The organism is Streptomyces sp. NPDC018029, from assembly GCF_044327655.1.
Classification (GTDB): Bacteria; Actinomycetota; Actinomycetes; order Streptomycetales; family Streptomycetaceae; genus Streptomyces.
The window spans coordinates 164,326-189,804 of the sequence record NZ_JBIRFV010000005.1; the positions used below are offsets into that span (position 1 = coordinate 164,326).

Sequence of the window (25,479 nt, forward strand, 5' to 3'; positions counted from 1 at the left end):
GAACCCCGCCCACCCGTTGCCCTACGTTGCGTTTCGGTGCGGGGTGCACGGGTGGGTGGGTGGGAGGTGGCCGCCGCGGAGCGGCGGTTCAGGGCGTGGCCCCACGAGCGAGAGGCGAGGGCCGGGCGGCGGCAGCGTTCGGTGCGGTGGCGGTGCAGGGGGCCACATCCTCGGCCGGGCGGGTCGGATGACCGGGAGGCAAACAGGGGCCCCGCCCCGGTGCCGAGCCGGGGGCGGCCGTAGCCCCGCGGCGGCGGTGCCGCCAAGGCGGCCCGCCAGGGTCAGCTCAGGATGACGCTGCGCGTCAGGTTGCGGGGGCGGTCCGGGTCCTGGCCACGGGCCTCCGCGAGGGCCACAGCCAGGCGCTGGGCGCGGACGAGGTCGGCGAGCGGGTCCGCCTCCTGGCGGGCCACCAGTTCCCCGCCGACACGGGCCACGTCCCCCGCGAGCCCCTCCGGCAGCGTGCCGAACATCCAGGCCACCCGGCCGGGGCCGGTGATCGAGATCGGACCGTGGCGGTACTCCATCGCCGGGTACGCCTCCGTCCAGGCGCCGGCCGCCTCCCGCATCTTCAGGGCGGCCTCCAGGGCCAGACCGTACGTCCAGCCGCGCCCCAGGAACGTCCACTGCTCCGCGCCCAGCACCGCCGCCGGCAGCGGCTCGGTCACCGCGAGCTCCGCGTCGACGGCCGCCTCGGCCACCGTCTTGAGGCCGGGAATGTGGCCGAGCCCGGCCCGCAGGAAGGCGAAGGCCGTCGTCGCGAAGCGGGTCTGGACGACCGACTCCTCGTCCGCCCAGTCCAGGACCGCCACGGTGTCCGCCGCGTCCATGACGGGGGTTTTCGGGTCGGCCGTGAGGGCGAGCGTCACAACCGTGCCCTTCAGGCGCGTCAGCAGGTCAAGGACCTCCGTCGTCGTGCCCGAGCGAGTGATCGCGACGACCCGGTCGTACGTCCGCCCGGCAGGGAACTCCGACGACGCGAAGGCGTCCGTCTCGCCGAGCCCGGCCGCCTCGCGCAGCGCCGCGTACGCGATGGCCATGAACCACGACGTCCCGCACCCGGTGACGGCGACCCGCTCTCCCGGCTGCGGAAATGCCTCGAATGTGGCGGCCGCCTCCACCGCCCGGTGCCAGCAGGCGGGCTGGGTGGCTATCTCTGCTGCGGTACGCGACATGCGCCGGGGCTCCTCGTCAGTGCGGGACTGGTGCGGGACTCCCGCCATGGTCATCGGCGGGACCGCCGTTGCACAAGTGATACGCGGGTGGTGTAGACCTTGTGTCCGGACTCGGGGGAAACTCGCGGTTCAAGCGGATTGTGGAAGCAACGAGGGTGGGACAGCTGTGCAGCGGCGCGTGACAGGACTGACCGCGGCGGTGGCCGCACTGGGCATGGCGGGCGTACTCGCCGGCTGCGGCGGTCCCGGCGACTCCGGCGACGTCACCCTCAAGCTGGTGGCCGCCGACTACGGCGACTCGGCGGCGAACAGCTCGAAGAAGTACTGGGCCAAGGTCGTCGAGGGGTTCGAGAAGGAGAACCCCGGCATCAAGGTCGACGTGACCGTTCACTCCTGGAACGACGTCGACCGCGAGGTCAAGGAGATGGTCAAGAAGGGCGAGGCCCCCGACCTGGCACAGATCGGCGCCTACGCCGACTATGCCGCGCAGGGCAAGCTCTACGAGGCCGACGAGCTCCTCTCCATCGCCACGCAGGCCGACTTCCTGGCCCCGCTCTCGCAGGCCGGCGAGGTCAACCGCATCCAGTACGGCATGCCGTTCGCCTCCTCCACGCGGCTGCTCTTCTACAACACCAAGCTCTTCAAGGACGCCCACCTCACTCCGCCGCAGAGCTGGAGCGAGCTGCAGGCCGACGCGAAGGCGCTCAAGGCGCGCGGCGTGAAGATCCCGTACGCGCTGCCGCTGGGCCCCGAGGAGGCCCCCGCCGAGACGCTCATGTGGATGCTGAGCGGCGGCGGCGGTTACACCGACAACGTCGGCTCGTACGCCCTCGACTCCCCGCAGAACGCCAAGACGTTCTCCTGGCTCAGGGACGAGCTCGTCGGCAAGGGCCTGACCGGTCCCACGCCCCCCGCGCAGCTGAACCGCGCCGAGGCGTTCGCGGCGTTCTCGCGCGGCGAGGTCGGCATGCTCAACGGCCACCCGACGCTGATGAAGATGGCCGCCAAGAAGGGCGTGAAGTTCGGCATGGTGCCGGCGCCCGGCGTCAACGGCAAGGCGCAGGCCACGATGGGCGTCGCCGACTGGATGATGGCGTTCAAGCAGAACGGCCACCGCAAGGAGGCCGGCAAGTTCCTCGACTACGTCTACAGCAAGAAGAACGTGCTCGAATTCTCGAACGAGTACGACATCCTGCCCGTGACGACCTCCGCCTCGCAGGCGATGGCGAAGGACCGCGGCCACACCGCGCTCGGCGAGTTCCTCAAGGAGCTCCCCACCTCGGAGCTCTACCCGGTGGGCAAGACGTCCTGGGCGCAGGTCTCGGCGGACATCAAGAAGGACATCGGCAAGACCGTCGGCGAGGGCGGCGACCCCAAGTCGGTGCTCGGCCGGATCCAGACCCGGGCGATGACCGCGGAGAACGCCGAGTAGCCGAGCAGTCGATGCGGTCGTGTCCGAGGCGGCCGGTAGCGTGGCGGGTATGACCGATCAGGAGCCGGAGGGCCTCTCCGAGCGGGACCGCGCGGTGCTGGCCCTCGAACGGCGGCCGTGGCCGGGCCCGGGCGCCAAGGAGCGCGCCGTCCGCGAGGAGCTCGGCATGGTGCCGGTGCGCTACTACCAGCTCCTGAACGCCCTCCTCGACGACCCGCGGGCGCTCGCCCACGACCCGATTACGGTCAATCGGCTGCGCCGGGTGCGGGAGTACCGGCGCGCCGAGCGCTGACGCGGCTAAGGTCGGGCCCATGGGTGACCCTACGTACTCGCTGTCGAACCTGCCCGAGCCGCCCGGCCTGCCCGAGCCCGTGACGCCCGCGGGGCGCGACGGCCTCGCGGCGTTCCTCGCCCGGCCGGAACGCGCCGTGGTGGCGCTGGACTTCGACGGGACGCTCGCCCCGATCGTGCCCGATCCCGAGCAGGCGCGCGCCCACCCGGACGCCGTGCCGGTGCTCGCCGCGCTCGCCCCCCGCCTGCGGTCGGTGGCGGTCGTCACGGGCCGCCCGGCGGGTGTCGCCGTCCGCTACGGCGGCTTCGCGGGCGTCCCCGGCCTGGAGCACCTCGTCGTCCTCGGGCACTACGGCGCCGAGCGCTGGGACGCCGTCACCGGCACGGTCCGCGCCGCCGAGCCGCACCCCGGGGTCGCGGCCGTCCGCGCCGAGCTGCCCGGCTTCCTGGACGGGATCGGCGCCTGGCGCGGATCGTGGATAGAGGAGAAGGGCCGCGCCGTCGCCGTGCACACGCGCCGGGCGCAGGACCCGCAGGCGGCCTTCGAGGCGCTGCGCGAGCCGCTCGGCGAGCTGGCGCACCGGCACGGCCTGATCGTCGAGCCGGGCCGGCTCGTCCTGGAGCTGCGGCCGCCCGGCATGGACAAGGGCGTGGCCCTCGCCGAGTACCTGCGCGAGGTGGGCGCCGAGTCCGTCCTCTACGCAGGCGACGACCTCGGCGACCTGCCCGCCTTCGGCGCCGTGGAGAAGCTCCGCTCGGACGGTGTCGCGGGCCTGCTCGTGTGCAGCGGCAGCGCGGAGGTCAAGGAGCTGGCCGGGCGGGCCGACCTGGTCGTGGACGGCCCGCAGGGTGTCGTACGACTCCTGTCGGCGATCGGCGCCCGGCTGACCTGAGCGCGCGGGCGCGCGGGGCGCCTCAGCCCGTCAGGGCCCGCAGCTGGTCCAGGAACCACTGCGCGGGCGGCAGCGCCGTCGCCGCCGCCGCGAGGCGCTTCGTGCGCTCGGCGCGCTCCTCCGGCGGCATCAGGAGGGCCGTGTGCAGGGCCTCCGCCGTGGCCGTGACGTCGAAGGGGTTCACGGAGAGCGCGTCCTCGCCGAGCTCCTCGTGGGCGCCCGCCTCCCGCGACAGGACCAGCGCGCAGCCCTCGTCGGAGACGACCGGCACCTCCTTCGCGACGAGGTTCATGCCGTCGCGGATGGGGTTGACCAGGGCCACGTCCGCCATGCGGTAGGCCGCGAGGGAGCGCGCGAAGTCGTCCTTGACGTGCAGGACCACCGGGGTCCAGCCGTCCGTCCCGTACGTGGCGTTGATGTCCTCGGCGACCCGGGAGACCTCCGCGGTGTAGTCGCGGTAGACCGCCAGGTCCTGCCGGGAGGGGTAGGCGAAGGCGACGTGCACGACGCGCTCGCGCCACTCGGGGTGGGTGTCGAGCAGCTCGCGGTAGGCGTGCAGGCCCCGCACGATGTTCTTGGACAGCTCCGTCCGGTCCACCCGGACGATCAGCTTCCGGTCCTCGCCGTCCTGCGTGCCCGCCTGCTCCCGCAGCGCCCGCATCCGCTCCTCGACGTCGTCGCGCCGCGACCGCTCCCGCAGGAAGTCGGCGTCGGCGCCGAGCCCGTGCACCCCGATCCGCGTGCCCGAGGTCCCGCCGACGAGCCGCACACAGCACTCCGTGAACGCGTCCGCCCACCGCCCGGTGAGGAAGCCGAGCCGGTCGGCGCCGAGCATCCCGCGCAGCAGCTGCTCGGCCACGTCGTCCGGCAGCATCCGGAAGTAGTCGGCGGGCGCCCACGGGGTGTGCGAGAAGTGGCCGATGCGCAGGTCCTCGCGGAGCTCCCGCAGCATGCCCGGCACCAGCGCCAGGTGGTAGTCCTGCACCAGGACGGCCGCCCCCGGCCCCGCCTCCTCGGCGAGCGCCTCGGCGAACGCCCGGTTGTACGTCTCGTACGCCGCCCACTGTGCGCGGAACTCCGGTCCGAAGACCGGTTCCAACGGCGTCTGGTAGAGCAGGTGGTGGACGAACCACAGCACCGAGTTCGCGATGCCGTTGTACGCGTCCGCGTGGACGTCCGCGTCGATGTCCAGCATCCGTACGCCGGGCTCACCGACGCCCCGGCGCACCGCCTCGCGGTCGCCGTCGCCGAGCGCCGCGCACACCCACAGGGCGTCCGCCTCGTCGCCGATGGCGCTGAGCCCGGAGACCAGGCCGCCGCCGCCACGCCTGGCGGTCAGCTCACCGTCCTCTCCGACGGTGTACGAGACGGGGCCGCGGTTGGACGCGACGAGTACCTGTGCTGCTGACGAACCGTGCTCGGAGACCATGTGGCAAAACGTAGCCCGTCCCGGGGCCGGGCAAACGTACGGGCTCCGGGTCACGCCACGCGGCGGTGCGCGTACTCGGCGATGCTCGTCATGGGCGGCCGCTCCTCCGTGTCGACCGCGTACGTCCGCGGCACGAACGCGTGCTCGCCCCGCTCGAACTGCGTGAGCTCGGGGCGTACGAGATGCCCGCGCGCGAGCCGCAGCTGTGCCGTCCGGTAGATCGCCGCCGCCATCCGCCCGAGCGCCTGCCCGTCCTGGTGCCGGTGCTTGCGCACCCCGACGTCCACCTGTGCCAGCGCGTCCAGGCCCACCGTGTGCAGCGCGTCGACGAGCAGGCCGAGCTCCACGCCGTACCCGACGGGGAACGGCAGCCGCTCCAGGAGCGACCTGCGGGCCGCGTACTCGCCGCCGAGAGGCTGGACGAACCCCGCAAGCTGCGGCCAGTGCATGTTCAGGAGCGGCCGCGCCATCAGCTCCGTCACCCGGCCGCCCTGCCCGGCGGCCTCGCCGAGCGGGCGGTCGTACATCGCCTTCACGAAGGCCACGTCCGGGTCGGTGAGCAGCGGTCCCACGATCCCCGAGACGAAGTCCGCGGAGAACTCCCGCAGGTCCGCGTCGACGAACGCGACGATGTCACCGCTCGTCGCGAGCAGCGAGCGCCACAGCACCTCGCCCTTGCCCGGGACCGCGGGGACGCGCGGCAGGATCTCGTCCCTGCGGACGACCTTCGCGCCCGCCGCCGCGGCGACCTCGGCCGTACGGTCCGTGGAGCCGGAGTCGATCACCACCAGCTCGTCGACCAGCGGGACCTTCTCCATCAGCTCGCGGCGTATCTCGGCGACGATCTCGCCGACCGTCCCCTCCTCGTCGAGCGCGGGCAGCACGACGCTCACCGAGGCGCCGCCGGCGCGCTTGGCCTCGGCGAGCCGGGCCGGCGGCCGGTCGGCGACGGACCAGGAACGCCTGCTGAGCCAGCGCTCGACCTCTTCCAGCACGGTCGCGGTCCTCCCATAGGTGATCGATGAGGTGATCGATGTGATCCATCTCGCGGTTCGGACGACTATCTCAAGGGTCCGGGGCTTCGGTTACAGTCTTGAACAACGCCGGTGACCATCGCATGTCGGGGTCACCGCCGCGTTGAGATCGACAACTGAAACCCATAATCGAAAACCGCTCATCCAGAGGGGCAGAGGGAAACGGCCCGTTGAAGCCCCGGCAACCCTCCCGCCGACCGCGAGGTCACGGTGGGGAAGGTGCCAATTCCGTCTCGCGGCGAGATGCGTCGCGAGGAAGATGAGGAGAAAGGGCCTCGCCTCCATGGCTGTGCAGACCGTCGCCACCCAGAGCACCACCCCTTCCGTCGACCTCGGGCCCGCCTCCGGCCTCTCCTGCCGTGAGTGCGGCACCACGTTCCCGCTCGGCCCGATCTTCGCCTGCGTCGAGTGTTTCGGCCCCCTCGAAGTCGCGTACGACCTGCCGCTCGGCGACCCGGAAGCCCTCCGCAAGCAGATCGAGGCAGGCCCCGCCAACATCTGGCGCTACGCCCCGCTGCTCCCCGTCCCCGCCGACGTGGCCGACAAGCCGAACCTGAACCCCGGCTGGACCCAGCTCGTCAAGGCCGACAACCTCGGCCGTGAACTCGGCTTCGAGCAGGGCAAGTTGTTCGTCAAGGACGACTCCGGCAACCCCACGCACTCCTTCAAGGACCGCGTCGTCGCGCAGGCCCTCGAAGCGGCGCGCGCCTTCGGCTTCACCACGCTCTCCTGCTCCTCCACCGGCAACCTCGCGGGCGCCGTCGGCGCCGCCGCCGCCCGCGCCGGCTTCCGCTCCTGCGTGTTCATCCCGCACGACCTGGAGCAGGGCAAGGTCGTCATGGCCGCGGTCTACGGCGGTGAACTCGTCGGCATCGAGGGCAACTACGACGACGTGAACCGCTTCTGCTCCGAGCTCATCGGCGACCCGCTGGGCGAGGGCTGGGGCTTCGTCAACGTCAACCTGCGGCCGTACTACGGCGAGGGCTCCAAGACCCTCGCGTACGAGATCTGCGAGCAGCTCGGCTGGGAGCTGCCCGACCAGCTCGTCATCCCCATCGCCTCCGGCTCGCAGCTCACGAAGATCGACAAGGGGCTGAAGGAGCTCATCGCCCTCGGCCTGGTGGCCGACAAGCCGTACAAGATCTTCGGCGCGCAGGCCGAGGGCTGCTCGCCGGTGTCGACCGCCTTCAAGGCCGGCCACGACGTCGTACGCCCCCAGAAGCCGAACACCATCGCCAAGTCGCTGGCCATCGGCAACCCCGCCGACGGGCCGTACGTCCTGGACATCGCGCGCCGCACGGGCGGGGCGGTCGAGGACGTGAACGACGAGCAGGTCGTCGAGGCGATCAAGCTGCTCGCCCGCACGGAAGGGATCTTCGCGGAGACCGCGGGGGGTGTGACGGTGGGCGTCACGAAGAAGCTCTTCGAGGCGGGGCTTCTCGACCCGGCCCTCACCACGGTGGTCCTGAACACCGGGGACGGCCTGAAGACGCTTGACGCTGTCGCCGAGACTTCGCAGGCCACCGCCACGATCAAGCCGAGCCTTGAGGCGTTTCGCTCCGCGGGCCTTGCCGGCTGAGGTTGTTGCTTCCCTGCGGGGCCGTTGTGGCTGGTCGCGCAGTTCCCCGCGCCCCTTACGGGGCCCGTATCCCCCTGAGGTGAACCATGAGTGTCAACGTTCGCATCCCCACCATTCTGCGCACCTACACCGGCGGCAAGGCCGAGGTTGCCGCCGAAGGGGCGAATCTGGGTGAGGTCATCGCCGACCTGGAGAAGAACCACACCGGGATCGCCGCCCGCGTCCTGGACGACCAGGGCAAGCTGCGCCGCTTCGTCAACGTGTACGTGAACGACGACGACGTCCGCTTCGAGCAGGGCCTGGAGACGGCCACGCCGGACGGCTCGGGCGTCTCGATCATTCCCGCCGTCGCCGGCGGCTGACCTTTTCGCAAGCACCCTGCGTAATTCGAATTGCCCCCTCCGCGAGAGAAGCGGAGGGGGCAATTCTGCTTGGTTGAGCGCGGTACAGTTGGGAAGCGTGCTTCGCCGTCAGTGCCGAGTGCATATACGAAGTCGGCCCGGAGCCGACAAGAAGTAGCCAAAGCGCACTGCCCATTTGAGCCCCATGTGCCTTTTGCCCGGCCCGACTTGCCCTGGATTCCGGTGAATTCTCCGCATATTACCGATCGGGCGCGCCCAGAATTCTCGTCCGATTGACCTGTTGCAGACGGCAGTTGGACAGATACATTCAGCGGCGGTCGACGCGTTCCGGCGCACACCCCCAATCAGTGGGGGGTGAGGTCTGACCCGGGTCCGCGAAGTGCGGTCCTGTGCAAGGGCCAGTAATAGGGGAGTTAGGCATGGCTCAGGGCACCGTCAAGTGGTTCAACGCGGAGAAGGGGTACGGCTTCATCGCGGTCGACGGTGGTGCGGATGTTTTCGTCCACTACAGCGCGATCCAGATGGACGGCTACCGCACCCTTGAAGAAGGTCAGCGAGTCGAGTTCGAGATCTCGCAGGGCCAGAAGGGTCCGCAGGCGGACATGGTCAAGCTCGCCGTCTAGCTCGGCGCGATCGACCACCGAAGCAAGCATCGCGAGGGGCTCGTATCCCACAGGGGTACGGGCCCCTCGTGTGCGTCCGGTGCGGGCCCCCGGGGGGCGTCCGTGCTCCCGCGCGCCGGGCGGATCTGGCGGGAGCACCTTGCACTCGTGGGGGTCGAGTGCTAATCATTGGGCTTAGCACTCTCCGAGTGAGAGTGACAGAACTTGGATCGGGTCGGTGAGGTCCGCAGGCCGCGTGGGGCAAGGAACCACACGGCACGCAGTCCGTCCGTCGCGGGCACCAGCACGGTCCGTTTGCGTTTCCACCCCGTCCGGGAGGACCACTTCACATGGCCAAGATCATCGCGTTCGACGAGGAGGCACGGCGCGGCCTCGAGCGCGGCATGAACCAGCTCGCCGACGCCGTCAAGGTGACCCTGGGCCCCAAGGGTCGCAACGTCGTCCTCGAGAAGAAGTGGGGCGCCCCCACGATCACCAACGATGGTGTTTCCATCGCCAAGGAGATCGAGCTCGAGGACCCGTACGAGAAGATCGGCGCCGAGCTGGTCAAGGAGGTCGCGAAGAAGACGGACGACGTCGCCGGTGACGGCACGACGACCGCGACCGTCCTGGCCCAGGCCCTGGTGCGCGAGGGTCTGCGCAACGTGGCCGCCGGTGCCAACCCGATGGCCCTCAAGCGCGGCATCGAGAAGGCCGTCGAGGCCGTCTCCGGCGCCCTGCTCGAGCAGGCGAAGGATGTCGAGACCAAGGAGCAGATCGCTTCGACGGCCTCCATCTCCGCCGCCGACACCCAGATCGGCGAGCTCATCGCCGAGGCGATGGACAAGGTCGGCAAGGAAGGCGTCATCACCGTCGAGGAGTCCCAGACCTTCGGTCTGGAGCTGGAGCTCACCGAGGGTATGCGCTTCGACAAGGGCTACATCTCGGCGTACTTCGCCACCGACATGGAGCGTATGGAGGCGTCGCTCGACGACCCGTACATCCTGATCGTCAACTCCAAGATCTCCAACGTGAAGGACCTCCTTCCGCTCCTGGAGAAGGTCATGCAGTCGGGCAAGCCGCTGCTGATCATCGCGGAGGACGTCGAGGGCGAGGCCCTGTCCACGCTGGTCGTCAACAAGATCCGTGGCACCTTCAAGTCCGTCGCCGTCAAGGCCCCGGGCTTCGGTGACCGCCGCAAGGCCATGCTCGGCGACATCGCCATCCTCACCGGTGGCACCGTCATCTCCGAGGAGGTCGGCCTCAAGCTGGAGAACGCCGGTCTCGACCTGCTCGGCCGCGCCCGCAAGGTCGTCATCACCAAGGACGAGACGACCATCGTCGACGGTGCCGGTGACAGCGACCAGGTCCAGGGCCGCGTCAACCAGATCCGCGCCGAGATCGAGAACAGCGACTCGGACTACGACCGCGAGAAGCTCCAGGAGCGCCTGGCGAAGCTCGCGGGCGGCGTGGCCGTCATCAAGGCCGGTGCCGCGACCGAGGTCGAGCTCAAGGAGCGCAAGCACCGCATCGAGGACGCCGTTCGCAACGCGAAGGCGGCCGTCGAGGAGGGCATCGTCGCCGGTGGTGGCGTGGCCCTGCTGCAGGCCTCCCAGGTCTTCGAGAAGCTGGAGCTTGAGGGCGACGAGGCCACCGGTGCCGCCGCTGTGAAGCTGGCCCTCGAGGCCCCGCTGAAGCAGATCGCGGTCAACGCCGGCCTCGAGGGCGGTGTCGTCGTCGAGAAGGTGCGCAACCTGACCGTCGGCCACGGCCTGAACGCCGCGACCGGTGAGTACGTCGACATGATCGCCGAGGGCATCCTTGACCCGGCGAAGGTGACGCGCTCTGCCCTGCAGAACGCCGCCTCCATCGCCGCGCTGTTCCTCACCACCGAGGCCGTCATCGCCGACAAGCCGGAGAAGGCGGGCGCTGCCCCGGCCGGCGGCGGCATGCCGGGCGGTGACATGGACTTCTGATCGACCTCTGGTTGATCACTGTCCCGTACGTACCGAGGGCGGCACTCCTTCTCGCGAAGGGGTGCCGCCCTCGGGCGTTTCCCGTCCCGCCCTACGGCAGGCGGTCCATGATCCAGGTGCAGAGTTCCTCGGTGACCAGGGTGTGGCCCTCGTTCCGGGAGGCGCAGAGGAATTCGTCCAGCTCGCTCTCCTCCTCCGCGGAGGCCGTGACCGGCGCGTAGAGCTTCTCGTGGGTGTCGATGTCGCGCAGGGCGATGGCGCTGACCGTCGGCACGAAGCAGTGCTCGCGGAAGTCCGCCTCGGAGCCGAGGCCGATCAGTGCGGGGATCTTGTTCAGCTCGTCGGCGAGGATGCCGAAGCCCTCCAGGGTGCCGCCCGGCGCGCCGTCGATCTCGGGCAGGCCCGTGGTGCGGATGCGGGGCCTGCGCAGGGTCACCACCCGCAGCTGGGCGACGAGCTGGTCCTCGCCCGCGGACTGCGTGTACAGGTGGGTGCCGGTGATGGCCAGGCCCTTGCCGTGGAAGGCCTGCTCGCCGGCCGGGATGCCGTTGCTCTCGCCGATGCGGGAGCCATTGGACACGCCGATCTTCTTCGGCCGCGAGGGCCAGCGGCCCACCCGGTCCAGCTCGGCGAGGAAGGTGCCGCGCTCCTTGTCCGTGTCCGGGGTGTCGCCCCACTCGCTGATGTGCTGCCACAGCAGCTGGCGGGCGGCCGGACTGTTCATCTGGTTCGAGAACGCCGCGTTGAGGCGCCGGATGTAGTGCGCGAACGACTGCAGCGCGACGGGTATCCAGGCGCCGCGGTGCGGGCTGTCGTACGAGAAGTACAGGGCGGTCTGGTGGTCGTTCTCGCCCGTCCCGCCGTCGTGCTCCATCTTGGCGAGCGCGTACCGCGTGACGAGTCCGCCCATGCTGAATCCGCCGACCGTCAGCGGGTGATCGCCGTTGCGCCGCGCGATGGTCTCCAGGATCGCGGCCCTGGCGACCTCGGCGTTCTCCAGGATCGACGCGCTCCGCTCGTCGAAGCCGACGAGGATGACGTCGTACCCGCGGCCGCGCAGAGCACTCAGGAACGGGAACGGGCCGCGTTCCATGATCTCCCAGGAGAAGTCGAGGTCGCTCGGTCCCGAGCTGAAGCCGTCGCTGATGACGACGGGCCGCGTCAGGCCCTTCGCCCGGTCGGCGAGGTACACCCAGGCGGTGCCGCCGGGCAGCGCCCACTCGTCGTCGGGCTGCGGGGCGGCGGCGGGGGCCTCGCGGGCCTCGCGGGGGCCCGGGGCGAGGGTGATGCGGGCGGCCGACCCGATCGCCTCGGCCACCTCCCGCTCGTCCATCTCCTGAAGATCGGGCTGAACCGGCTGCTCGGCCCGGTCCGGCCGGTCGGGTTCGTTGCGCTTGCTCATGAGGGTCCCCTCCGGTCGCGCTGGTGTGGTGACGTCCGGTGCCATCTTTGATACGTCGAGTAGTCGCCGACACCCGCTCGCGGCAATCCGCGCCGGGGCCGGGGGCCTTTCGGACAGGGGGAGTTCGGCCGCGTACGCGTGTGACGGGTGGGGTGGGGGGCCTTGGCCTGGGTCGTACGGGGGTTCCTTGCCGCCGCACCCTGGCGGGGCGCGGCGCGTCGGCCAACTCGCCACGGGCCGGCTCCCGCCGGGGGGCGTCAACTCTGTCGCGAAGCCGACCGGGGTGGGCGGGGTGGTGACTTCGGTTGGCCTGCGACTTTGATGGTGACCGGGGCCGCCCGGACTTTCCGGAGTGTGGCGCCTCCGGGCCGGCAGTAAAGGGCGCTCCCTGCGGTCGCGTCGGCTACGCCGATTCCGCTCCGCTCCACCCTTGACTCCCGCCCCTCCACCGCACGTTGACCTTGACCCGGACGGCCAGGGGTGGGGCCGACGGGTATCCCTGGGATGGGTCATCCCGTTTCGCTGCCGGGTGCGGCCCGGTCCATCGTGGGTCGACGTCACGGTCGGAGCTCGGCCCCCCGGCCCCCGGCTTCGCCGCTCGGGTCATCGGCTCTCGCGGCCGGGTGCGGACCGGCCCATCGTGAGCGCGGGCCATGGTCCGGGCTCGGCCGCCCGGCGCGGCCCTGCTGGCCGGGTCATCACCCTTCGTAGCCGGGTGCGGCCCGGCTCATCGTGCGTGCCCGTCACGGTCCATGGTGCCGGGCAGGCCCGGGGCCCCGCCCCTCCCGGGCACCTACTTCGACAAAGTTGCGAACGAGGAGGCCGCGCGCCCCCCTTCACAACTAATGCGCTGCCCCGACCGGGCGGGAAAGGCCGCCTGCCGGGGACCAACTTTCACGAAGTTGCGAATGGAGGAGCCGCGCGCCCCCTCTTCACGACCAAGGCGCCGCTCCGGCCGGGAGGCAGAGGTCCCGCTCGGGGACCAACTTTGGGAAAGTTGCGAATGGGGAGGCCGTGCGCCCCCTCTTCACGACCGATGCGCCGTCCCGGCCGGGGCGGGAGAGGCTGCCCCTCGGGGACCTACTTTCGCGAAGTTGCGAATTCGTCTGCCGCACGCCCCCATGACTAGCCGATGCGCCCCCGGCATCCGAGCCCACTGCGCCCAGAATCTCTCCATGACCGGCCCTGCGTGACGGCGCGCGGGGCGTGGCAGGGGGGCGCGCGGCCTCTCCATTCGCAACTTTTCCAAAGTAGGTGCCCGACCGGACGCGATGGACCGTCCCGCACCCGGCGATGAAGGGTGATGGCCCGGCCAGCCGGGCAGCCGCGCCCCAAGTGTGGCCCGCGCCCACGTTGGGCCGGTCCGCACCCGGCCGCGAGGGCTGATGGCCCGAGCGGCGAAGCCGGGGGCCGAGCCCCGACGGTGACAGGCACCCACGATGGGCCGGGCCGCACCCGGCAGTGAAAGGGGATGACCCGGCGGAAGTCCCCGTCGGCCTCACCCCTGGCCGTCCGGGTCGAAGTCAACGTGCGGTGGAGGGGCGGGAGTCAAGGGTGGAGCGGAGCGGAATCGGCGTAGCCGACGCGACCGCAGGGAGCGCCCTTTACTGCCGGCCCGGAAGCGCCACACTCCGCAAAAAGCCGGGCGGCCCCGGTGACCGTCAACGTCACCGGCCCAGCGAACACGGAGCGTTGTTGGAGTGCCTGTACTTTTCAGGTTACGTGCAGGTGGACACTCTGGGTGATGAGAAGGGAACACTCAGTGTGAGAGGTGGAGGTCATGGCGCTGACGGCGGAGGAACGGGTGCGGGCGGTCGAGGATGCCGTGCGGCAGTTGAAGGCGGGGCTCGCGGAGGTCGGGGTCACGTTGCCCTCGTTGCGGATCGATCCGCTGACGGCGGCGGCCGAGGGCACGTTGCCCCTGGTCGAGTTGGGGCGCTGCAACCTCGACACCGCGCTGCGGCTGGCCGCCGTACTGGAGGAGGCGCGGTGAAGGAGGAGGGGGCGGCGTCTCGGGCACGGGTCGGGGGCCCGGCTGAGGCCGGGGGCTAGTGCGTGGTGCGGGAGTTGTCGAGGGCCGCGCGGAGGTGGCCGTCGGAGGCGGTGAGGAGCCGAGCGGCAGTGGGACCGTCGACTCCGCCGAGGATCGTGAGGATGGCGTTCTTCACCTCTCCGTCGGTGGCGGCGAGCGCGGCCTCGATCTCCTCGTCGGACGCGCCGGTGGCGAGGGCGACGATACGGCGGGAGCGGGCCCGCAGCTTCTCGTTCGACGCGCGGACGTCCACCATCAGGTTTCCGTACGTCTTGCCGAGGCGGATCATCGTGATCGTCGACAGCATGTTGAGGACGAGCTTCTGGGCCGTGCCGGCCTTGAGGCGGGTGGAGCCGGTGAGGAGTTCGGGGCCGACGACGACCTCGATGCCGTGTTCGGCGGCGGCCGCGAGCGCGCTGTCCGCGTTGCAGGAGAGGCCGATGGTGAGCGCGCCGTAGCGGGTACGGGCGTGCTCGACGGCGCCGATCGCGTACGGCGTGCGACCTGACGCGGAGATGCCGACGACGACGTCGTCCGCGGTGAGGCCGAGCCCGTCCAGGTCCTCGGCGGCCAGCTCCTTGCTGTCCTCCGCGCCCTCGACCGCCTCGACCAGGGCGCTCGGGCCGCCCGCGATGAGGCCGACGACCTCGCCGGGGTCGGTGTTGAAGGTGGGCGGGCACTCGGAGGCGTCGAGCACGCCGAGCCGTCCCGCCGTGCCCGCGCCCGCGTAGACCAGGCGGCCGCCGCGGGCCATGCGCTCGGCGGTGGCGTCGATGGCGGCGGCGATGGCGGGGAGCTGCTCGGCGACGGCCGCGGGGACGGTGGCGTCCTCACCGTTCATGATCTGCGCGATCTCCGCGGTGGGCAGCCGGTCGATGCCGGAGAGCTCGGGCCGGAACGCCTCGGTGGTGAGGGTGGCCAGCTGGGCGCGGAGCTCGCCGTAGTCGTCGCCACGCTTGTGCTGGTGGTGGTGGGGGGCGCCCGTCGGGTCGGTCGCGTCGCTCGCGTCGGTGGTGGAGGTCATGGCGGCTGCGGCTCTTTCGTGTCCGGTGCGGGGGGTTGGGGGGGCGGGGGTGTCAGCGGCTGGTGCCGCGCGGGCTGTGGCGGTGGGCCAGCGCCTCGTAGGACGCGGCGAGCGCGGGCGCCGCGGTCTCGTACGTCCGCTGGGCGACACCCACGAACAGACAGTCCACCACAAGGAGTTGGCTCGTACGGGACGACATCGCGGCCGGCCGCAGCTCGCTCTCGCGGGCCGTGGAGGTGGTCAGTATGTGATCGGCGTACTGCGAGACGGCCGCGCCCGGCCGGCCGGTGATCGCGATCGTCGTGGCGCCGTGCTCGAAGGCGACGCGGAGGGGTTCGATCACGTCGCCGGTCGAACCGGAGTGGGTGATCGCGATCGCCACGTCCTTCGCGCGGAGCGTCACCGCGTTGGTGACGGCCAGGTGCGGGTCGGAGTGCGCGTGCGCGATGTGTCCGATGCGGAGCAGTTTCTGGGCGAGGTCCTGGGCGACGAGGCCCGAGGCGGCGACGCCGTAGATCTCCACGCGGCGGGCGGTGGCGAGCGCGGCGACGGCCGCGCCGAGCTGCACGGTGTCGAGCCCGGCGGCGGTGTCGGCGAGGGTCTGCTGCTCGTCGTACGCCAGCTTCGCCACGACGTCCGCGATGGGGTCGTCGACGGCGATGTCCGCGGTCACGGCGGGTGCGCGCCCCGACTGCTGCTGGGCGGCGAGACCGGCGAGCGCGAGACGCAGGTCGCGGTAGCCGGGGTAGCCGAGGAGGCGGGCGGTGCGCACGACGGTCGCCTCGCTCGTGCCCGTGAGCTCGGCGAGACCGGTGACCGTGAGGGCCGCGCAGCCCGCGGGGTCGCCCGCGACGGCCTCGGCGACCCGCTGCATGGACCGGGTCATCGACGGGGCCAGCGTCCGCACCTTCGCCGCGAGGGCGGCGGGGGCGGGGGGCGCGGCGTCCGCGAAAATTTCCTTCACGTCATGGGTCACATTTGAAAGGTATTTTCGGTCAGGTGCCCGGTCAAGACCTCGTCGGCCGGGTGTCTCCCGTGCGTCCCGTCGGTTCTCCGGTGTGGTGCGGGTGGGGGGACAATGGCTGCATGGACGCGATCGACCCCTTGGAGCAGGCGTTGCACGCCGCTCGCGCACTTGTCCTCGCCGACCTGGTCGCCCGCGAGGTCGCCGAGGCCGAGGTCGTCTCGATGGTCGAGGAGTCGGTGGCGCACCGGCGCTGGTGGGTCGAGCAGTGGCCCGAGGGCGTCGACTACGTCGCGGGGCTCGTCGCCCAGGACGTCCAGGACGCACTCCTGGAACGGTACGGGCGGTGGCCGCTGTGCCCCGTGTGCGAGACGGGCGAGCCCCACGCGCTGGACGTGGAGCCGGAGTTGGGGCCCGACCCGCACTGGGTGTGCGGCAAGGCGGGCGTGGTCGTGGCACCGGTGGGTGGCCTGACGTGAGCGTCTACATAGACCCGCCGACCTGGCCCGGGCACGGCCGCATGTGGTCCCACCTGGTCAGCGACGTCTCGTTCGAGGAACTGCACGCGTTCGCGGCACGCATCGGCTGCCCGCCGCGCGCCTTCGAACGCGACCACTACGACGTACCCGCCGAGCGCTACGAGGACGCGGTGCGCGCGGGCGCGGTGGAGATCGGCTCCAAGGAACTGGTCCGGCGGCTCACGGGCGCGGGGCTGCGCAGGCCCAAGGGACGGCCGGCCTAGTCGCTAGGGTCGGGCGCATGATCACCGTTCATCTGAAGTACGAGATCGATCCGGACCGCATCGACGACTTCGAGGAGTACGGCCGCCGCTGGGTGGACCTCGTCAACCGCTTCGGCGGCACCCACCACGGCTACTTCCTCCCGAGCGAGGGCGACAGCGACATCGCGTACGCCCTCTTCTCCTTCCCGAGCCTCGCCGCGTACGAGCAGTACCGCACCGACAGCACGACGGACCCCGAGTGCCAGGCCGCCTTCGAACTGGCGCGCCGGACGCGGTGCATCCGGCGCTACGAGCGGCGTTTTCTGCGGCCCCTGGAGTGACCAGCCGAGCCTCAGGACCGCTGCAGGCCGTACGCGTGGTTCGTGTCGCGGTCTGCCAGCCTGACGTAGCCGGCGCCGGTCGCCACCCGCTGGGACGGGGCGTTGTCGGGGGCGGTCACGGCGAGGAGGGACGTCACCTCGGGGTGGGTCAGGGCCCAGTCGGAGAGGGCGCGCAGTGCCTGCGTGGCGTAACCGTGGCCGCGTGCCGCCTCCACCAGGTCGTAGCCGACCTCGACGCAGCCGTTGTCGTCCGGCGGGCCGTGGAAGCCCATGCCGCCGACCGCCAGCTCGTCGGCGGTGCGGACCAGCGCGTACATGCCCCAGCCGGGGCGGAGCACCCCGGCGGCGTACGCCTTCGTGAGCATTCCCGCGGCCCTGCGTGTGCCGTCGAAGGGGGCGCCGTCCAGCCAGGTCAGTCCGCCGGTGCCGCCGTCGGCGAGATCCGCGGCGGCCGCGGGCGTCACCTCGCGCAGGGCGACGGGTCCCGCGGGGAGCGAGTGCGGGTTGTGCCAGCGCCACTGCGTGACGGGGGCGCGGCCCGGCAGGGTGCCGCGGCCCGTGGCTCCCAGCAGGGTCGTCCAGGGGGTGGTGCCCGCGAGGGCCGGCGGCACGTGCGGGAAGAGGTGCGCGAGGACCGACGCGCACAGCTCGGCGGGCGGTTCCGCGTCGACGCCGAGCGTGTGGGCGATGTCGTACGTGTGGAGCAGGACCTCCGCGACGGCCATCGCGGCGAAGCCCGTCGCGTCGGCGGCGCCGGACGGGTAGGGGTGGTAGGCGCGGACGCCGCGGGGCGTCGTGCGGACCACGGCGGACAGGATGGCTCCCGCCGCCTCGATCGCCCGGATCGCGCCTTCGGGGTCGGTGCCCTCGTCGAGGGTCGTCTCGAAGGGGACGTAGCCGTCCGTGGCGCGGCCCGTCAGCTGGCCCGCGTACGCGATGTGGCAGCCCGCGATGTGCTCCGCCGTCTGCAGGCAGCTCCAGTCGAGGTCATCCGCCTTGGCACTCCAGTCGCGGTCCGCCGCCGCGCGCAGCACCCCGGCCGCGTGCGCGACGGCCTCGTCGATCCGGTCCCCACCCATGAGAAGCATGCGGCAGAGAGTACGGGAGCGGCGCCGGAAGGGCCTCAGGTTTCCAGCAGCGCCAGTTCCGTCGCCAGGTTCTCGCGGGCCGGTGCCTCCCAATTGGCCGCCCCGTACGGCGTCCTGAAGAGGCGCGGGAGCGCCATGAGCCGGCGCAGCACATCGGCCCTGCCCCGGCGGAACGCCTCGTCCGGCACGAAGCCGTACTCCTCGCGGACGGCGGCCGCGTAGGCGGCGTACGCGTCGGGGGAGGCCGCGAGGATCGCCAGGTCGGCGTCGCACAGCGCCTCGCCGTTGTGGTCGCCGTCGGCTGGGTCGTGCGTGACGGTGAGACGGACCAGGCGCGCCACTTCGGCGGTCCGGTCGGCCGGGAGGCCCGCTTCGGTGAGGGCGCGCTCGGCGAGGCGGGCGGAGCGCTCCTCGTTCTCCGAGCGGTCGGGCGCGTACACCGCGTCGTGGAACCACGCCGCGAGGCGTACGAGGTCGGGGTCGTCGGCGTGGTCCTCCAGCACGTCGATGTGGTCCAGGACCGCCGCCAGGTGGTCGGTGGTGTGGTACCTGCGCTGCGGCTCGGCCCAGCGGGCGAGGAGGCGTTCCGCGTAGGGGGCGGGGTCGGGGGCGCCCTCGCCGGGATGCGGGGTGCCCTCGCCGGCGCGGAGCAGGGCGGCGGCCCAGCGGGCGTGGAGGTCCTTTTCGTCGGCCATGCCGCGACTCTAGTTCGCCTTCTACCCGTGGGGGGTATGTTGCCATGTGGGGCCGCAGGCTGTTGGCTGCCGCCATGGCCACCATCGAAGAGAGCTACGAACCCGACCGCGCGGGACGCCTCCTGCGTACCGAACGCGACGCCCTCATACCGCTGTTGAGGGCCGCTCCCGACACGGCGTACGAGATCCGCACCTGCTGTCCGGGCTGGACCGTGCGGCATGTGCTCGCGCACTGCGGCTCCGCGCTGATGCGGGTGGTGGAGGGCCGGTTCGAGGAGGGCGTGTACTCGCCCGAGAGCAACGAACGCGACATCGCCGAGCGCGCCGACTGGTCCAACTCCCGTGTCGTGGACGAGCTGGAGCGCGGCATGACGGAGGCCGGGCCGGTGCTCGCCGCGGCCAAGGGGCTCCTGGACGGCGTGGCGCTCGGCGAGTGGGTGCACGCCGGTGACGTACGGGAGGCGTGGGGGAAGCCGGGTGCGTACGGCGGTGAGGGACTGGCGGACGCGCTGCCCCTGCTCGAACAGTTCAGCAGGTCGGCGCATGCCGCCGCCACACTGCCGCCGCTGCACGCGGACGTCGACGGCCTGGACGAGCCGCTGACCCTGGGCGTCACCGACGGCAAGCGGCCGCCCGCCCGCTACATCGGTGACGCGCCGACGCTGGTCCGGCTGTGCACGGGACGGCCGCTGACGGGCACACGGTACGAGCTGGTGGGCGTCACCGAAAAGGAGTTGTGCCTCTTCGGGTGACGGGGATCATGGAGGGATGGCCTCCGACACCTCCGGCGCTTCCGACACCCCCGGCACCCCCACCGCAGCCGGCTCCGGCGCACCTCTCGTCCCCGCCGATCCGAACGTGCTGCATCCCATGCCGGGCCAGGAGCGTGTGGTGCTGCTCAAGCCGCTCGTGACGTCACCGCTGATCGAGGTCGGGGACTTCACGTACTACGACGACCCCGATGACCCGACCGCCTTCGAGACGCGGAACGTGCTCTATCACTACGGGCCCGAGCGGCTGGTCATCGGGAAGTACTGCGCGCTGGGCGAGGGTGTCCGGTTCATCATGAACGGCGCCAACCACCGGATGGACGGGGCCTCCACGTTCCCCTTCCCGATCATGGGCGGGTCCTGGAGCGAGCACTTCGACCTGATCTCCGGGCTGCCGGGACGCGGCGACACGGTCGTCGGCAACGACGTCTGGTTCGGCTACCGCTCGACCGTCATGCCGGGCGTGCGCATCGGGCACGGCGCGATCATCGCGTCGGGGGCCGTGGTCGTCGACGACGTGCCCGACTACGGCATCGTCGGCGGCAACCCGGCGAAGCTCATCCGGCGGCGCTTCGGTGCCGACGACATCGCCCGGCTGCTCGAACTCGCCTGGTGGGACTGGCCTCTCGACCATCTGACCGCGCACGTCAGGGCCGTCATGTCGGGCTCGGTGGACGAGCTTGCGGCGGTGGCGCCGACCGCCGCCTGAGCCGCGCCCGGCCCCGAAGCCGTCAGTGCCCGTGGCCCCCGCCCTTCTCGGGCTCGGCGTGCGCGCCGCCGCCCGCGTGCACCGTGAACTCCGCCGTGCGGACCTTCCCCTCGTGCTTGAAGTCGAGGAACAGGCGGTACACGCCCTTGCTCGGCGCCGCCGTGCCGAAGGAGATGCCGGGGCCCGCCTTCGTCCTCCCGTCGCCGGGCGCGCCGTTCGGGTGGACGTGGAGGTAGGCGAGGTCGCCCGCCCGCAGCGCCACGAGGTGGCCGTACGCCCCCAGGTAGGGCTGGAGGTCGGTCACTGGCCTGCCGTTCTTCGCCACGCTCAGCGTGAGGTCGCCGCCCGCGCCCGTCTTCAACTCGCCCTTCAGCTCGACGTCGTAGCCGTCGACCTTCGCGGTGGTGCGGTGCCCGGGCAGTTCCTTCGGGTCGTACGAGCCCGCCACGCCGAGGTCCGCGCCCAGCGTCAGGCCCTCCTTCGCGCCCTCGGGGCGGAAGTCGGCGAAGACGCGGTAACCGCCCGCCTCGGGCAGTTCGACCTTCGTCGACCAGGTGCCGTCGGCCGCGCGGGCCGGGTGCAGATGGCGGTAGGTGGTCAGGTCGCGTGAGGCGACGATGAGGTGCAGCTCCTTGTCGTGCTCCTTCCGGTACGCGGTGACGTTCCGGCCCGAGGAGTCCTTGACGACGGCGAAGCGCAGCTCCTGCGGCCGGCCCGCGTCGATGCGGGGCGTCTCGAGGTCGAGCGTGTAGCCGCGGTCGGAGACCTGCAGGCCGCCGGGGACCGCCCCGCCGTGCCCGGCGGGCTCTCCCGTGCCCTCCTTCTCGCCGTTCGGCTGCTTCTCCTTGTGCGGGTCGCCGTCGTGCTGCCCGTGCCGGGCGGCCGGCGCCTTGTCGGTGACGGGGTCGATGCCCGTTCCCACGCCGTACGCGGTGCCGAAGGTCGCGGCGACGGCGGCGGCGAATGCGGTGATCTTCAGTCCGGAGTTCATGACACCGAAGATACCCCCCCGGGGTATGAAGTCAAGCGGGTGGAGCGAGGGGGGAACCTCTTGCGTTTGATACCCCCCAGGGGTATACATGGATCTCGTCACCGGTACCCGCCCCGGGTATCGGGACCCCGACGCGTACAGGAGCCCGAGACATGGCCACCACCACATCCGGTGCCGCCGAGACGGCGGCGCCCGCCGCAGAGGTCGAACTCGCCATCGGTGGCATGACCTGCGCCTCCTGCGCGGCCCGGATCGAGAAGAAGCTCAACCGCATGGACGGCGTCGAGGCGACCGTCAACTACGCCACCGAGAAGGCCAAGGTCAGCTACCGCGGCGAGGACGTCTCCGTACAGGACCTGATCGCGACCGTCGAGGCCACCGGCTACACCGCGCAGGAGCCCGCCCCGGCCCGCACCGAGTCCGGCGCGCCGGACGGCGACGGTGACGGCGGCGAGGAGCAGGCCGCCGCCGACGAGCTGCGGCCCCTGCGCCAGCGCCTGATCACCGCGGCGCTGCTCTCCGTGCCCGTCATCGCCATGGCGATGGTCCCGGCGCTCCAGTTCGAGTACTGGCAGTGGCTCTCGCTGACGCTCGCCGCCCCCGTCGTCACGTACGCGGCCTGGCCCTTCCACAAGGCGGCGTACACCAACGCCCGGCACGGCGCGGCCACCATGGACACGCTGATCTCGGTCGGCACGTCGGCGGCGTTCCTCTGGTCCCTGTGGGCGCTGTTCTTCGGGACGGCCGGTACGCCCGGCATGACGCACCCCTTCGAGCTCACCATCGCCCGCAGCGACGGCGCGGGGAACATCTATCTGGAGGCCGCGGCCGGAGTGACCGCGTTCATCCTCGCCGGGCGGTACTTCGAGGCCCGCTCCAAGCGGAAGGCGGGCGCCGCCCTGAAGGCGCTGCTCCAGCTCGGCGCCAAGGATGTCACCGTGCTGCGTGACGGCGGGCGTGAGGAGACCGTCCCGGTCGGCGAGTTGAAGACTGGGGACCGCTTCCTCGTACGGCCCGGCGAGAAGATCGCCACGGACGGCAAGGTCGTCGAGGGCTCCTCGGCCGTCGACGCGTCCATGCTCACCGGCGAGTCCGTGCCCGTGGAGGTCGGTGAGGGCGACTCCGTCACCGGCGCCACCCTCAACGTGGGCGGCCGCCTCGTCGTCGAGGCCACCCGCGTCGGCGCCGACACCCAGCTCGCCCGCATGGCCAGGCTCGTCGAGGACGCGCAGAACGGCAAGGCCGCCGCCCAGCGCCTCGCCGACAAGATCTCAGCGGTGTTCGTGCCGGTCGTCATCGGCCTGGCGCTCGCCACGCTCGGCTTCTGGCTCGGCAACGGCGCCGGTCTGACCGCCGCCTTCACCGCCGCCGTCGCCGTACTGATCATCGCCTGCCCGTGCGCCCTGGGCCTCGCCACGCCGACCGCCCTCATGGTGGGCACCGGGCGCGGCGCCCAGCTCGGCATTCTGATCAAGGGCCCGGAGGTCCTGGAGTCCACCCGCAAGGTCGACACCATCGTCCTGGACAAGACCGGCACCGTCACCACCGGCAAGATGACCCTCCTCGCCACCCACACCGCCGACAACGCCACCGAGGCCGAAGTCCTGCGGCTGGCCGGCGCCCTGGAGCACTCCTCCGAGCACCCCATCGCCCGGGCCGTCGCCGCCGGCGCCACCGCCTCGGTGGGCGAGCTGCCCACCCCGGAGGACTTCGCGAACGTCGCGGGCCTCGGCGTCCAGGGTGTGGTGGAGGGACACGCGGTCCTGGTCGGCCGCGAGCAGCTGCTCGCAGAGTGGGCGATCCGGCTGCCCGTCGAGCTGGAGCGCGCCAAGGCCGAGGCCGAGGCGGCGGGACGTACCGCCATCGCGGTCGCCTGGGACGGTGAGGCCCGCGCGGTCCTGGAGGTCGCCGACGCCGTCAAGGACACCAGCGCCGAGGCCATCGGGCGGCTGCGCGCGCTCGGCCTGACCCCGATCCTGCTGACCGGCGACAACAAGGCCGTCGCCGATTCGGTCGCCGCCGAGGTCGGCATCGCGCCCGAGAACGTGATCGCCGAGGTCATGCCGCAGGACAAGGTCGACGTGGTCAAGCGGCTGCAGGCCGAGGGCAAGTCGGTCGCCATGGTCGGCGACGGCGTGAACGACGCGGCGGCGCTGGCCCAGGCCGACCTGGGCCTCGCGATGGGCACCGGCACGGACGCCGCGATCGAGGCGGGCGATCTCACTCTCGTACGAGGAGACCTGCGGGCGGCGGCCGACGCGATCAGGCTCTCCCGCCGCACCCTCGGCACGATCAGGTCGAACCTGTTCTGGGCCTTCGCCTACAACGTCGGCGCGCTGCCGCTGGCCGCCGCCGGACTGCTCAACCCGATGATCGCGGGCGCGGCCATGGCGTTCTCGTCGGTCTTCGTGGTCGGCAACAGCCTGCGCCTGCGGGGGTTCAAGCCGCTGGCCTGACCGCCGGCCTGACGTTCCTTCCCGCAGGTTTCCCGCACCCCGGCGTGAGCGACTCGGCTCGCGCCGGGGTGTTCTGCGCGTAGGCTGGTAATTGGACTAGACCTATGCGGGCAGCGAGCAGAAGGAAGAGACATCCATGAGCAAGCGTGCAGTCCTGGAGGTGATCGCCCTCGACACCGAGGACGCCGTCGCCGCCCAGGCCGGCGGAGCGGACCGCCTGGAGCTGGTGACCGACATGGCCGCGGACGGCCTCACCCCGTCCCGCGAGACCTTCGCCGCGATTCGCTCCGCCGTCGACATCCCGCTGCGCGTCATGCTCAGGCTGGCCGACGGATTCGCCGCGGGCGACGTCGACGAACTGCTGCGCCGCGCCCACGAGCTTCGGAGCGAGGGCGCCGACGAGTTCGTGCTCGGCTTCCTCGACGAGGCGGGCGGCCCCGACCTGCCCGCCGTCGAAGCGCTGGCGGGCGCCCTCGACGGCTGCCGCTGGACCTTCCACCGGGCCATCGACCGGGCCGCCGACCGCGACGCCCTGCGCAAGCAGCTCGCCGACCTGCCCGGACTCGACACCTACCTCACCGCGGGCGCCGCGACCGGCGTCGACGACGGCCTGCCGACCCTGCTCGCCGAGGCGGCCCGGCGCGGCGAACCGGGATACGGGCCGCAGCTGCTCATCGGCGGCGGCCTCCGCCTCGATCACCTGCCGCGCCTGACGGCGGCCGGCGTCGACGCCTTCCACATCGGCGGCGCGGCCCGGCCCGACGGCTGGTCGGCGCCGGTGTCCGCGGCGGCGGTCGCGGAGTGGCGGGCCGCGCTGGACTCCGGGTCGTTCACCGGTTGATCGTTTCTCCGCGGGACGCGATAGAACTGGTTCGACACGGAGGGGACCTCATGCCGACACCAGCAGAAAAGACGCGTCCCGCGGAGCGCATACTCGCGGCCGGGACGCTGCCCGTCGCCGCGACGCTGCTCACGGGGACGGTCGCGCTCTACATCGCGCTCGTCGCGTTCGGGAACATCACGGACTTCGACACCAACCGGCAGTTCGTACGCCATGTCCTCGCGATGGACACCACCTTCAAGGACAACGGCCTCAAGTGGCGCGCGGTGGAGTCCACCGCGCTCCAGGACGCGGCGTACGTAGGGATCATCGCCTGGGAGACCCTGGCCGCGCTGGTCCTCGGCACGTCGACGGTCCTGTGGGCCCGCGCCCTGCGCCGGCCCGAGGGCCCGCGCCGGGCCGAGGGCTTCCACCGGGCCCGGCGCACGGGCAGCATCGGGCTGCTGATGATCCTCTTCCTCTTCGGCGTCGGTTTCATCGGGATCGGCGGCGAGTGGTTCGCCATGTGGCAGTCGGACGCCTGGAACGGGCTGGACGCGGCGACGCGCGTGATCACGCTCACGGGCATCGTCCTGATCGTCACGCACCTGCCGTCCGCCGCTCCGGCCGTCACCACCACACCGGCGGACCCGGCGGACCCGGCGGACGACCCCAAGGGCCCCTAGGCCCTGG

The 25,479-nt window shown here is 71.8% G+C and carries 25 protein-coding genes and 1 riboswitch; of the genes, 16 read left to right on the forward strand and 9 right to left on the reverse strand.

Going from position 1 to position 25,479, the window contains the following annotated elements; translation table 11 throughout:
• Positions 1-281: 281 nt before the first annotated feature.
• Entirely contained in the window at positions 282-1,175 is an 894-nt protein-coding gene (locus ACH4D5_RS17055) for an SIS domain-containing protein (RefSeq protein WP_398302929.1), read from the reverse strand.
• A 214-nt stretch (positions 1,176-1,389) separates the two neighbouring features.
• On the opposite strand from ACH4D5_RS17055, the gene ACH4D5_RS17060 reads away from it, so the two are divergent.
• Genes ACH4D5_RS17060 through otsB form a run of 3 tightly spaced genes read left to right on the forward strand, consistent with a single transcriptional unit; the run spans position 1,390 to position 3,791 of the window.
• Positions 1,390-2,607, forward strand: a complete 1,218-nt coding sequence (locus ACH4D5_RS17060) for an ABC transporter substrate-binding protein (RefSeq protein ID WP_398303738.1) — start codon at positions 1,390-1,392, stop codon at positions 2,605-2,607.
• Between the two features lie 49 nt (positions 2,608-2,656).
• Positions 2,657-2,899 carry a DUF3263 domain-containing protein gene (locus tag ACH4D5_RS17065; RefSeq protein ID WP_398302931.1) on the forward strand — a complete coding sequence of 81 codons (243 nt, stop codon included), beginning with the start codon at positions 2,657-2,659 and terminating at the stop codon, positions 2,897-2,899.
• Between the two features lie 19 nt (positions 2,900-2,918).
• Complete coding sequence (otsB, locus tag ACH4D5_RS17070) at positions 2,919-3,791, forward strand: trehalose-phosphatase (RefSeq protein WP_398302933.1); 873 nt, start codon at positions 2,919-2,921, stop codon at positions 3,789-3,791.
• 22 nt (positions 3,792-3,813) lie between these two features.
• Here the strand turns inward: otsB and ACH4D5_RS17075 are convergent, their stop codons facing one another.
• Positions 3,814-5,220 (reverse strand): trehalose-6-phosphate synthase, encoded by a 1,407-nt coding sequence (locus tag ACH4D5_RS17075; RefSeq protein WP_398302935.1) that lies wholly within the window; start codon positions 5,218-5,220, stop codon positions 3,814-3,816.
• Positions 5,221-5,270: 50 nt separating this feature from the next.
• The gene (locus ACH4D5_RS17080) at positions 5,271-6,215 is read right to left on the reverse strand and encodes a glucosyl-3-phosphoglycerate synthase (RefSeq protein ID WP_398302937.1); all 945 of its coding nucleotides are present in this window, start codon (positions 6,213-6,215) and stop codon (positions 5,271-5,273) included.
• Between the two features lie 176 nt (positions 6,216-6,391).
• Positions 6,392-6,520, forward strand: a riboswitch (SAM riboswitch).
• On the opposite strand from ACH4D5_RS17080, the gene thrC reads away from it, so the two are divergent.
• From thrC to groL, 4 genes are all read left to right on the forward strand, one after another.
• Positions 6,514-7,833: a threonine synthase gene (thrC, locus tag ACH4D5_RS17085; RefSeq protein WP_398302939.1), complete on the forward strand. Its 1,320-nt coding sequence runs from the start codon at positions 6,514-6,516 to the stop codon at positions 7,831-7,833. It overlaps the preceding riboswitch by 7 nt.
• A gap of 86 nt (positions 7,834-7,919) precedes the next feature.
• The gene (locus ACH4D5_RS17090; protein ID WP_398302941.1) at positions 7,920-8,195 is read left to right on the forward strand and encodes a MoaD/ThiS family protein; all 276 of its coding nucleotides are present in this window, start codon (positions 7,920-7,922) and stop codon (positions 8,193-8,195) included.
• A 419-nt stretch (positions 8,196-8,614) separates the two neighbouring features.
• The gene (locus ACH4D5_RS17095) at positions 8,615-8,818 is read left to right on the forward strand and encodes a cold-shock protein (protein WP_005315736.1); all 204 of its coding nucleotides are present in this window, start codon (positions 8,615-8,617) and stop codon (positions 8,816-8,818) included.
• Between the two features lie 329 nt (positions 8,819-9,147).
• Positions 9,148-10,773: a chaperonin GroEL gene (gene groL / locus ACH4D5_RS17100; RefSeq protein WP_062776541.1), complete on the forward strand. Its 1,626-nt coding sequence runs from the start codon at positions 9,148-9,150 to the stop codon at positions 10,771-10,773.
• A 91-nt stretch (positions 10,774-10,864) separates the two neighbouring features.
• Here groL and ACH4D5_RS17105 read toward each other — a convergent pair whose 3' ends face one another.
• Positions 10,865-12,175 (reverse strand): esterase/lipase family protein, encoded by a 1,311-nt coding sequence (locus ACH4D5_RS17105; RefSeq protein WP_398302943.1) that lies wholly within the window; start codon positions 12,173-12,175, stop codon positions 10,865-10,867.
• Positions 12,176-13,955: 1,780 nt separating this feature from the next.
• Here ACH4D5_RS17105 and ACH4D5_RS17110 point away from each other — a divergent pair.
• Positions 13,956-14,168, forward strand: coding sequence for a hypothetical protein (locus ACH4D5_RS17110; RefSeq protein ID WP_398302945.1), 213 nt, complete (start codon positions 13,956-13,958; stop codon positions 14,166-14,168).
• Positions 14,169-14,223: 55 nt separating this feature from the next.
• On the opposite strand, the gene murQ is transcribed toward ACH4D5_RS17110, so the two are convergent.
• The gene (murQ, locus tag ACH4D5_RS17115; RefSeq protein ID WP_398302947.1) at positions 14,224-15,231 is read right to left on the reverse strand and encodes an N-acetylmuramic acid 6-phosphate etherase; all 1,008 of its coding nucleotides are present in this window, start codon (positions 15,229-15,231) and stop codon (positions 14,224-14,226) included.
• 52 nt (positions 15,232-15,283) lie between these two features.
• On the reverse strand, positions 15,284-16,207 hold the full coding sequence (locus tag ACH4D5_RS17120; RefSeq protein WP_362999572.1) for a MurR/RpiR family transcriptional regulator: 924 nt from the start codon (positions 16,205-16,207) through the stop codon (positions 15,284-15,286).
• Between the two features lie 110 nt (positions 16,208-16,317).
• Here ACH4D5_RS17120 and ACH4D5_RS17125 point away from each other — a divergent pair, with 110 nt between their 5' ends.
• The 3 genes from ACH4D5_RS17125 to ACH4D5_RS17135 are packed head-to-tail and all read left to right on the forward strand — an operon-like array spanning position 16,318 to position 17,257.
• Positions 16,318-16,674, forward strand: a complete 357-nt coding sequence (locus ACH4D5_RS17125) for a hypothetical protein (RefSeq protein ID WP_398302949.1) — start codon at positions 16,318-16,320, stop codon at positions 16,672-16,674.
• On the forward strand, positions 16,671-16,937 hold the full coding sequence (locus ACH4D5_RS17130) for a DUF4031 domain-containing protein (protein ID WP_398302951.1): 267 nt from the start codon (positions 16,671-16,673) through the stop codon (positions 16,935-16,937). Before ACH4D5_RS17125 ends, ACH4D5_RS17130 begins: the two co-directional genes overlap by 4 nt.
• Positions 16,938-16,954: 17 nt before the next feature.
• Positions 16,955-17,257 carry an NIPSNAP family protein gene (locus ACH4D5_RS17135; RefSeq protein WP_398302953.1) on the forward strand — a complete coding sequence of 101 codons (303 nt, stop codon included), beginning with the start codon at positions 16,955-16,957 and terminating at the stop codon, positions 17,255-17,257.
• Positions 17,258-17,268: 11 nt separating this feature from the next.
• Here ACH4D5_RS17135 and ACH4D5_RS17140 read toward each other — a convergent pair whose 3' ends face one another.
• Together ACH4D5_RS17140 and ACH4D5_RS17145 are read right to left on the reverse strand one after the other, a co-directional pair.
• Positions 17,269-18,345, reverse strand: coding sequence for a GNAT family N-acetyltransferase (locus ACH4D5_RS17140; protein WP_398302955.1), 1,077 nt, complete (start codon positions 18,343-18,345; stop codon positions 17,269-17,271).
• 35 nt (positions 18,346-18,380) lie between these two features.
• Positions 18,381-19,040 carry a hypothetical protein gene (locus ACH4D5_RS17145; protein WP_398302957.1) on the reverse strand — a complete coding sequence of 220 codons (660 nt, stop codon included), beginning with the start codon at positions 19,038-19,040 and terminating at the stop codon, positions 18,381-18,383.
• A 74-nt stretch (positions 19,041-19,114) separates the two neighbouring features.
• On the opposite strand from ACH4D5_RS17145, the gene ACH4D5_RS17150 reads away from it, so the two are divergent.
• Both ACH4D5_RS17150 and ACH4D5_RS17155 read left to right on the forward strand, forming a co-directional pair.
• Entirely contained in the window at positions 19,115-19,792 is a 678-nt protein-coding gene (locus tag ACH4D5_RS17150; protein WP_398302959.1) for a maleylpyruvate isomerase family mycothiol-dependent enzyme, read from the forward strand.
• 118 nt (positions 19,793-19,910) lie between these two features.
• Positions 19,911-20,519 carry a CatB-related O-acetyltransferase gene (locus tag ACH4D5_RS17155; protein ID WP_398303739.1) on the forward strand — a complete coding sequence of 203 codons (609 nt, stop codon included), beginning with the start codon at positions 19,911-19,913 and terminating at the stop codon, positions 20,517-20,519.
• Between the two features lie 22 nt (positions 20,520-20,541).
• Here the strand turns inward: ACH4D5_RS17155 and ACH4D5_RS17160 are convergent, their stop codons facing one another.
• Positions 20,542-21,510: a hypothetical protein gene (locus ACH4D5_RS17160; RefSeq protein ID WP_398302961.1), complete on the reverse strand. Its 969-nt coding sequence runs from the start codon at positions 21,508-21,510 to the stop codon at positions 20,542-20,544.
• A 152-nt stretch (positions 21,511-21,662) separates the two neighbouring features.
• On the opposite strand from ACH4D5_RS17160, the gene ACH4D5_RS17165 reads away from it, so the two are divergent.
• From ACH4D5_RS17165 to ACH4D5_RS17175, 3 genes are all read left to right on the forward strand, one after another.
• Positions 21,663-23,966 (forward strand): heavy metal translocating P-type ATPase, encoded by a 2,304-nt coding sequence (locus ACH4D5_RS17165; protein WP_398302963.1) that lies wholly within the window; start codon positions 21,663-21,665, stop codon positions 23,964-23,966.
• A 136-nt stretch (positions 23,967-24,102) separates the two neighbouring features.
• Positions 24,103-24,807: a copper homeostasis protein CutC gene (locus ACH4D5_RS17170; RefSeq protein ID WP_398302965.1), complete on the forward strand. Its 705-nt coding sequence runs from the start codon at positions 24,103-24,105 to the stop codon at positions 24,805-24,807.
• Between the two features lie 50 nt (positions 24,808-24,857).
• The gene (locus ACH4D5_RS17175; protein WP_398302967.1) at positions 24,858-25,472 is read left to right on the forward strand and encodes a DUF2165 domain-containing protein; all 615 of its coding nucleotides are present in this window, start codon (positions 24,858-24,860) and stop codon (positions 25,470-25,472) included.
• Positions 25,473-25,479 lie beyond the last annotated feature (7 nt).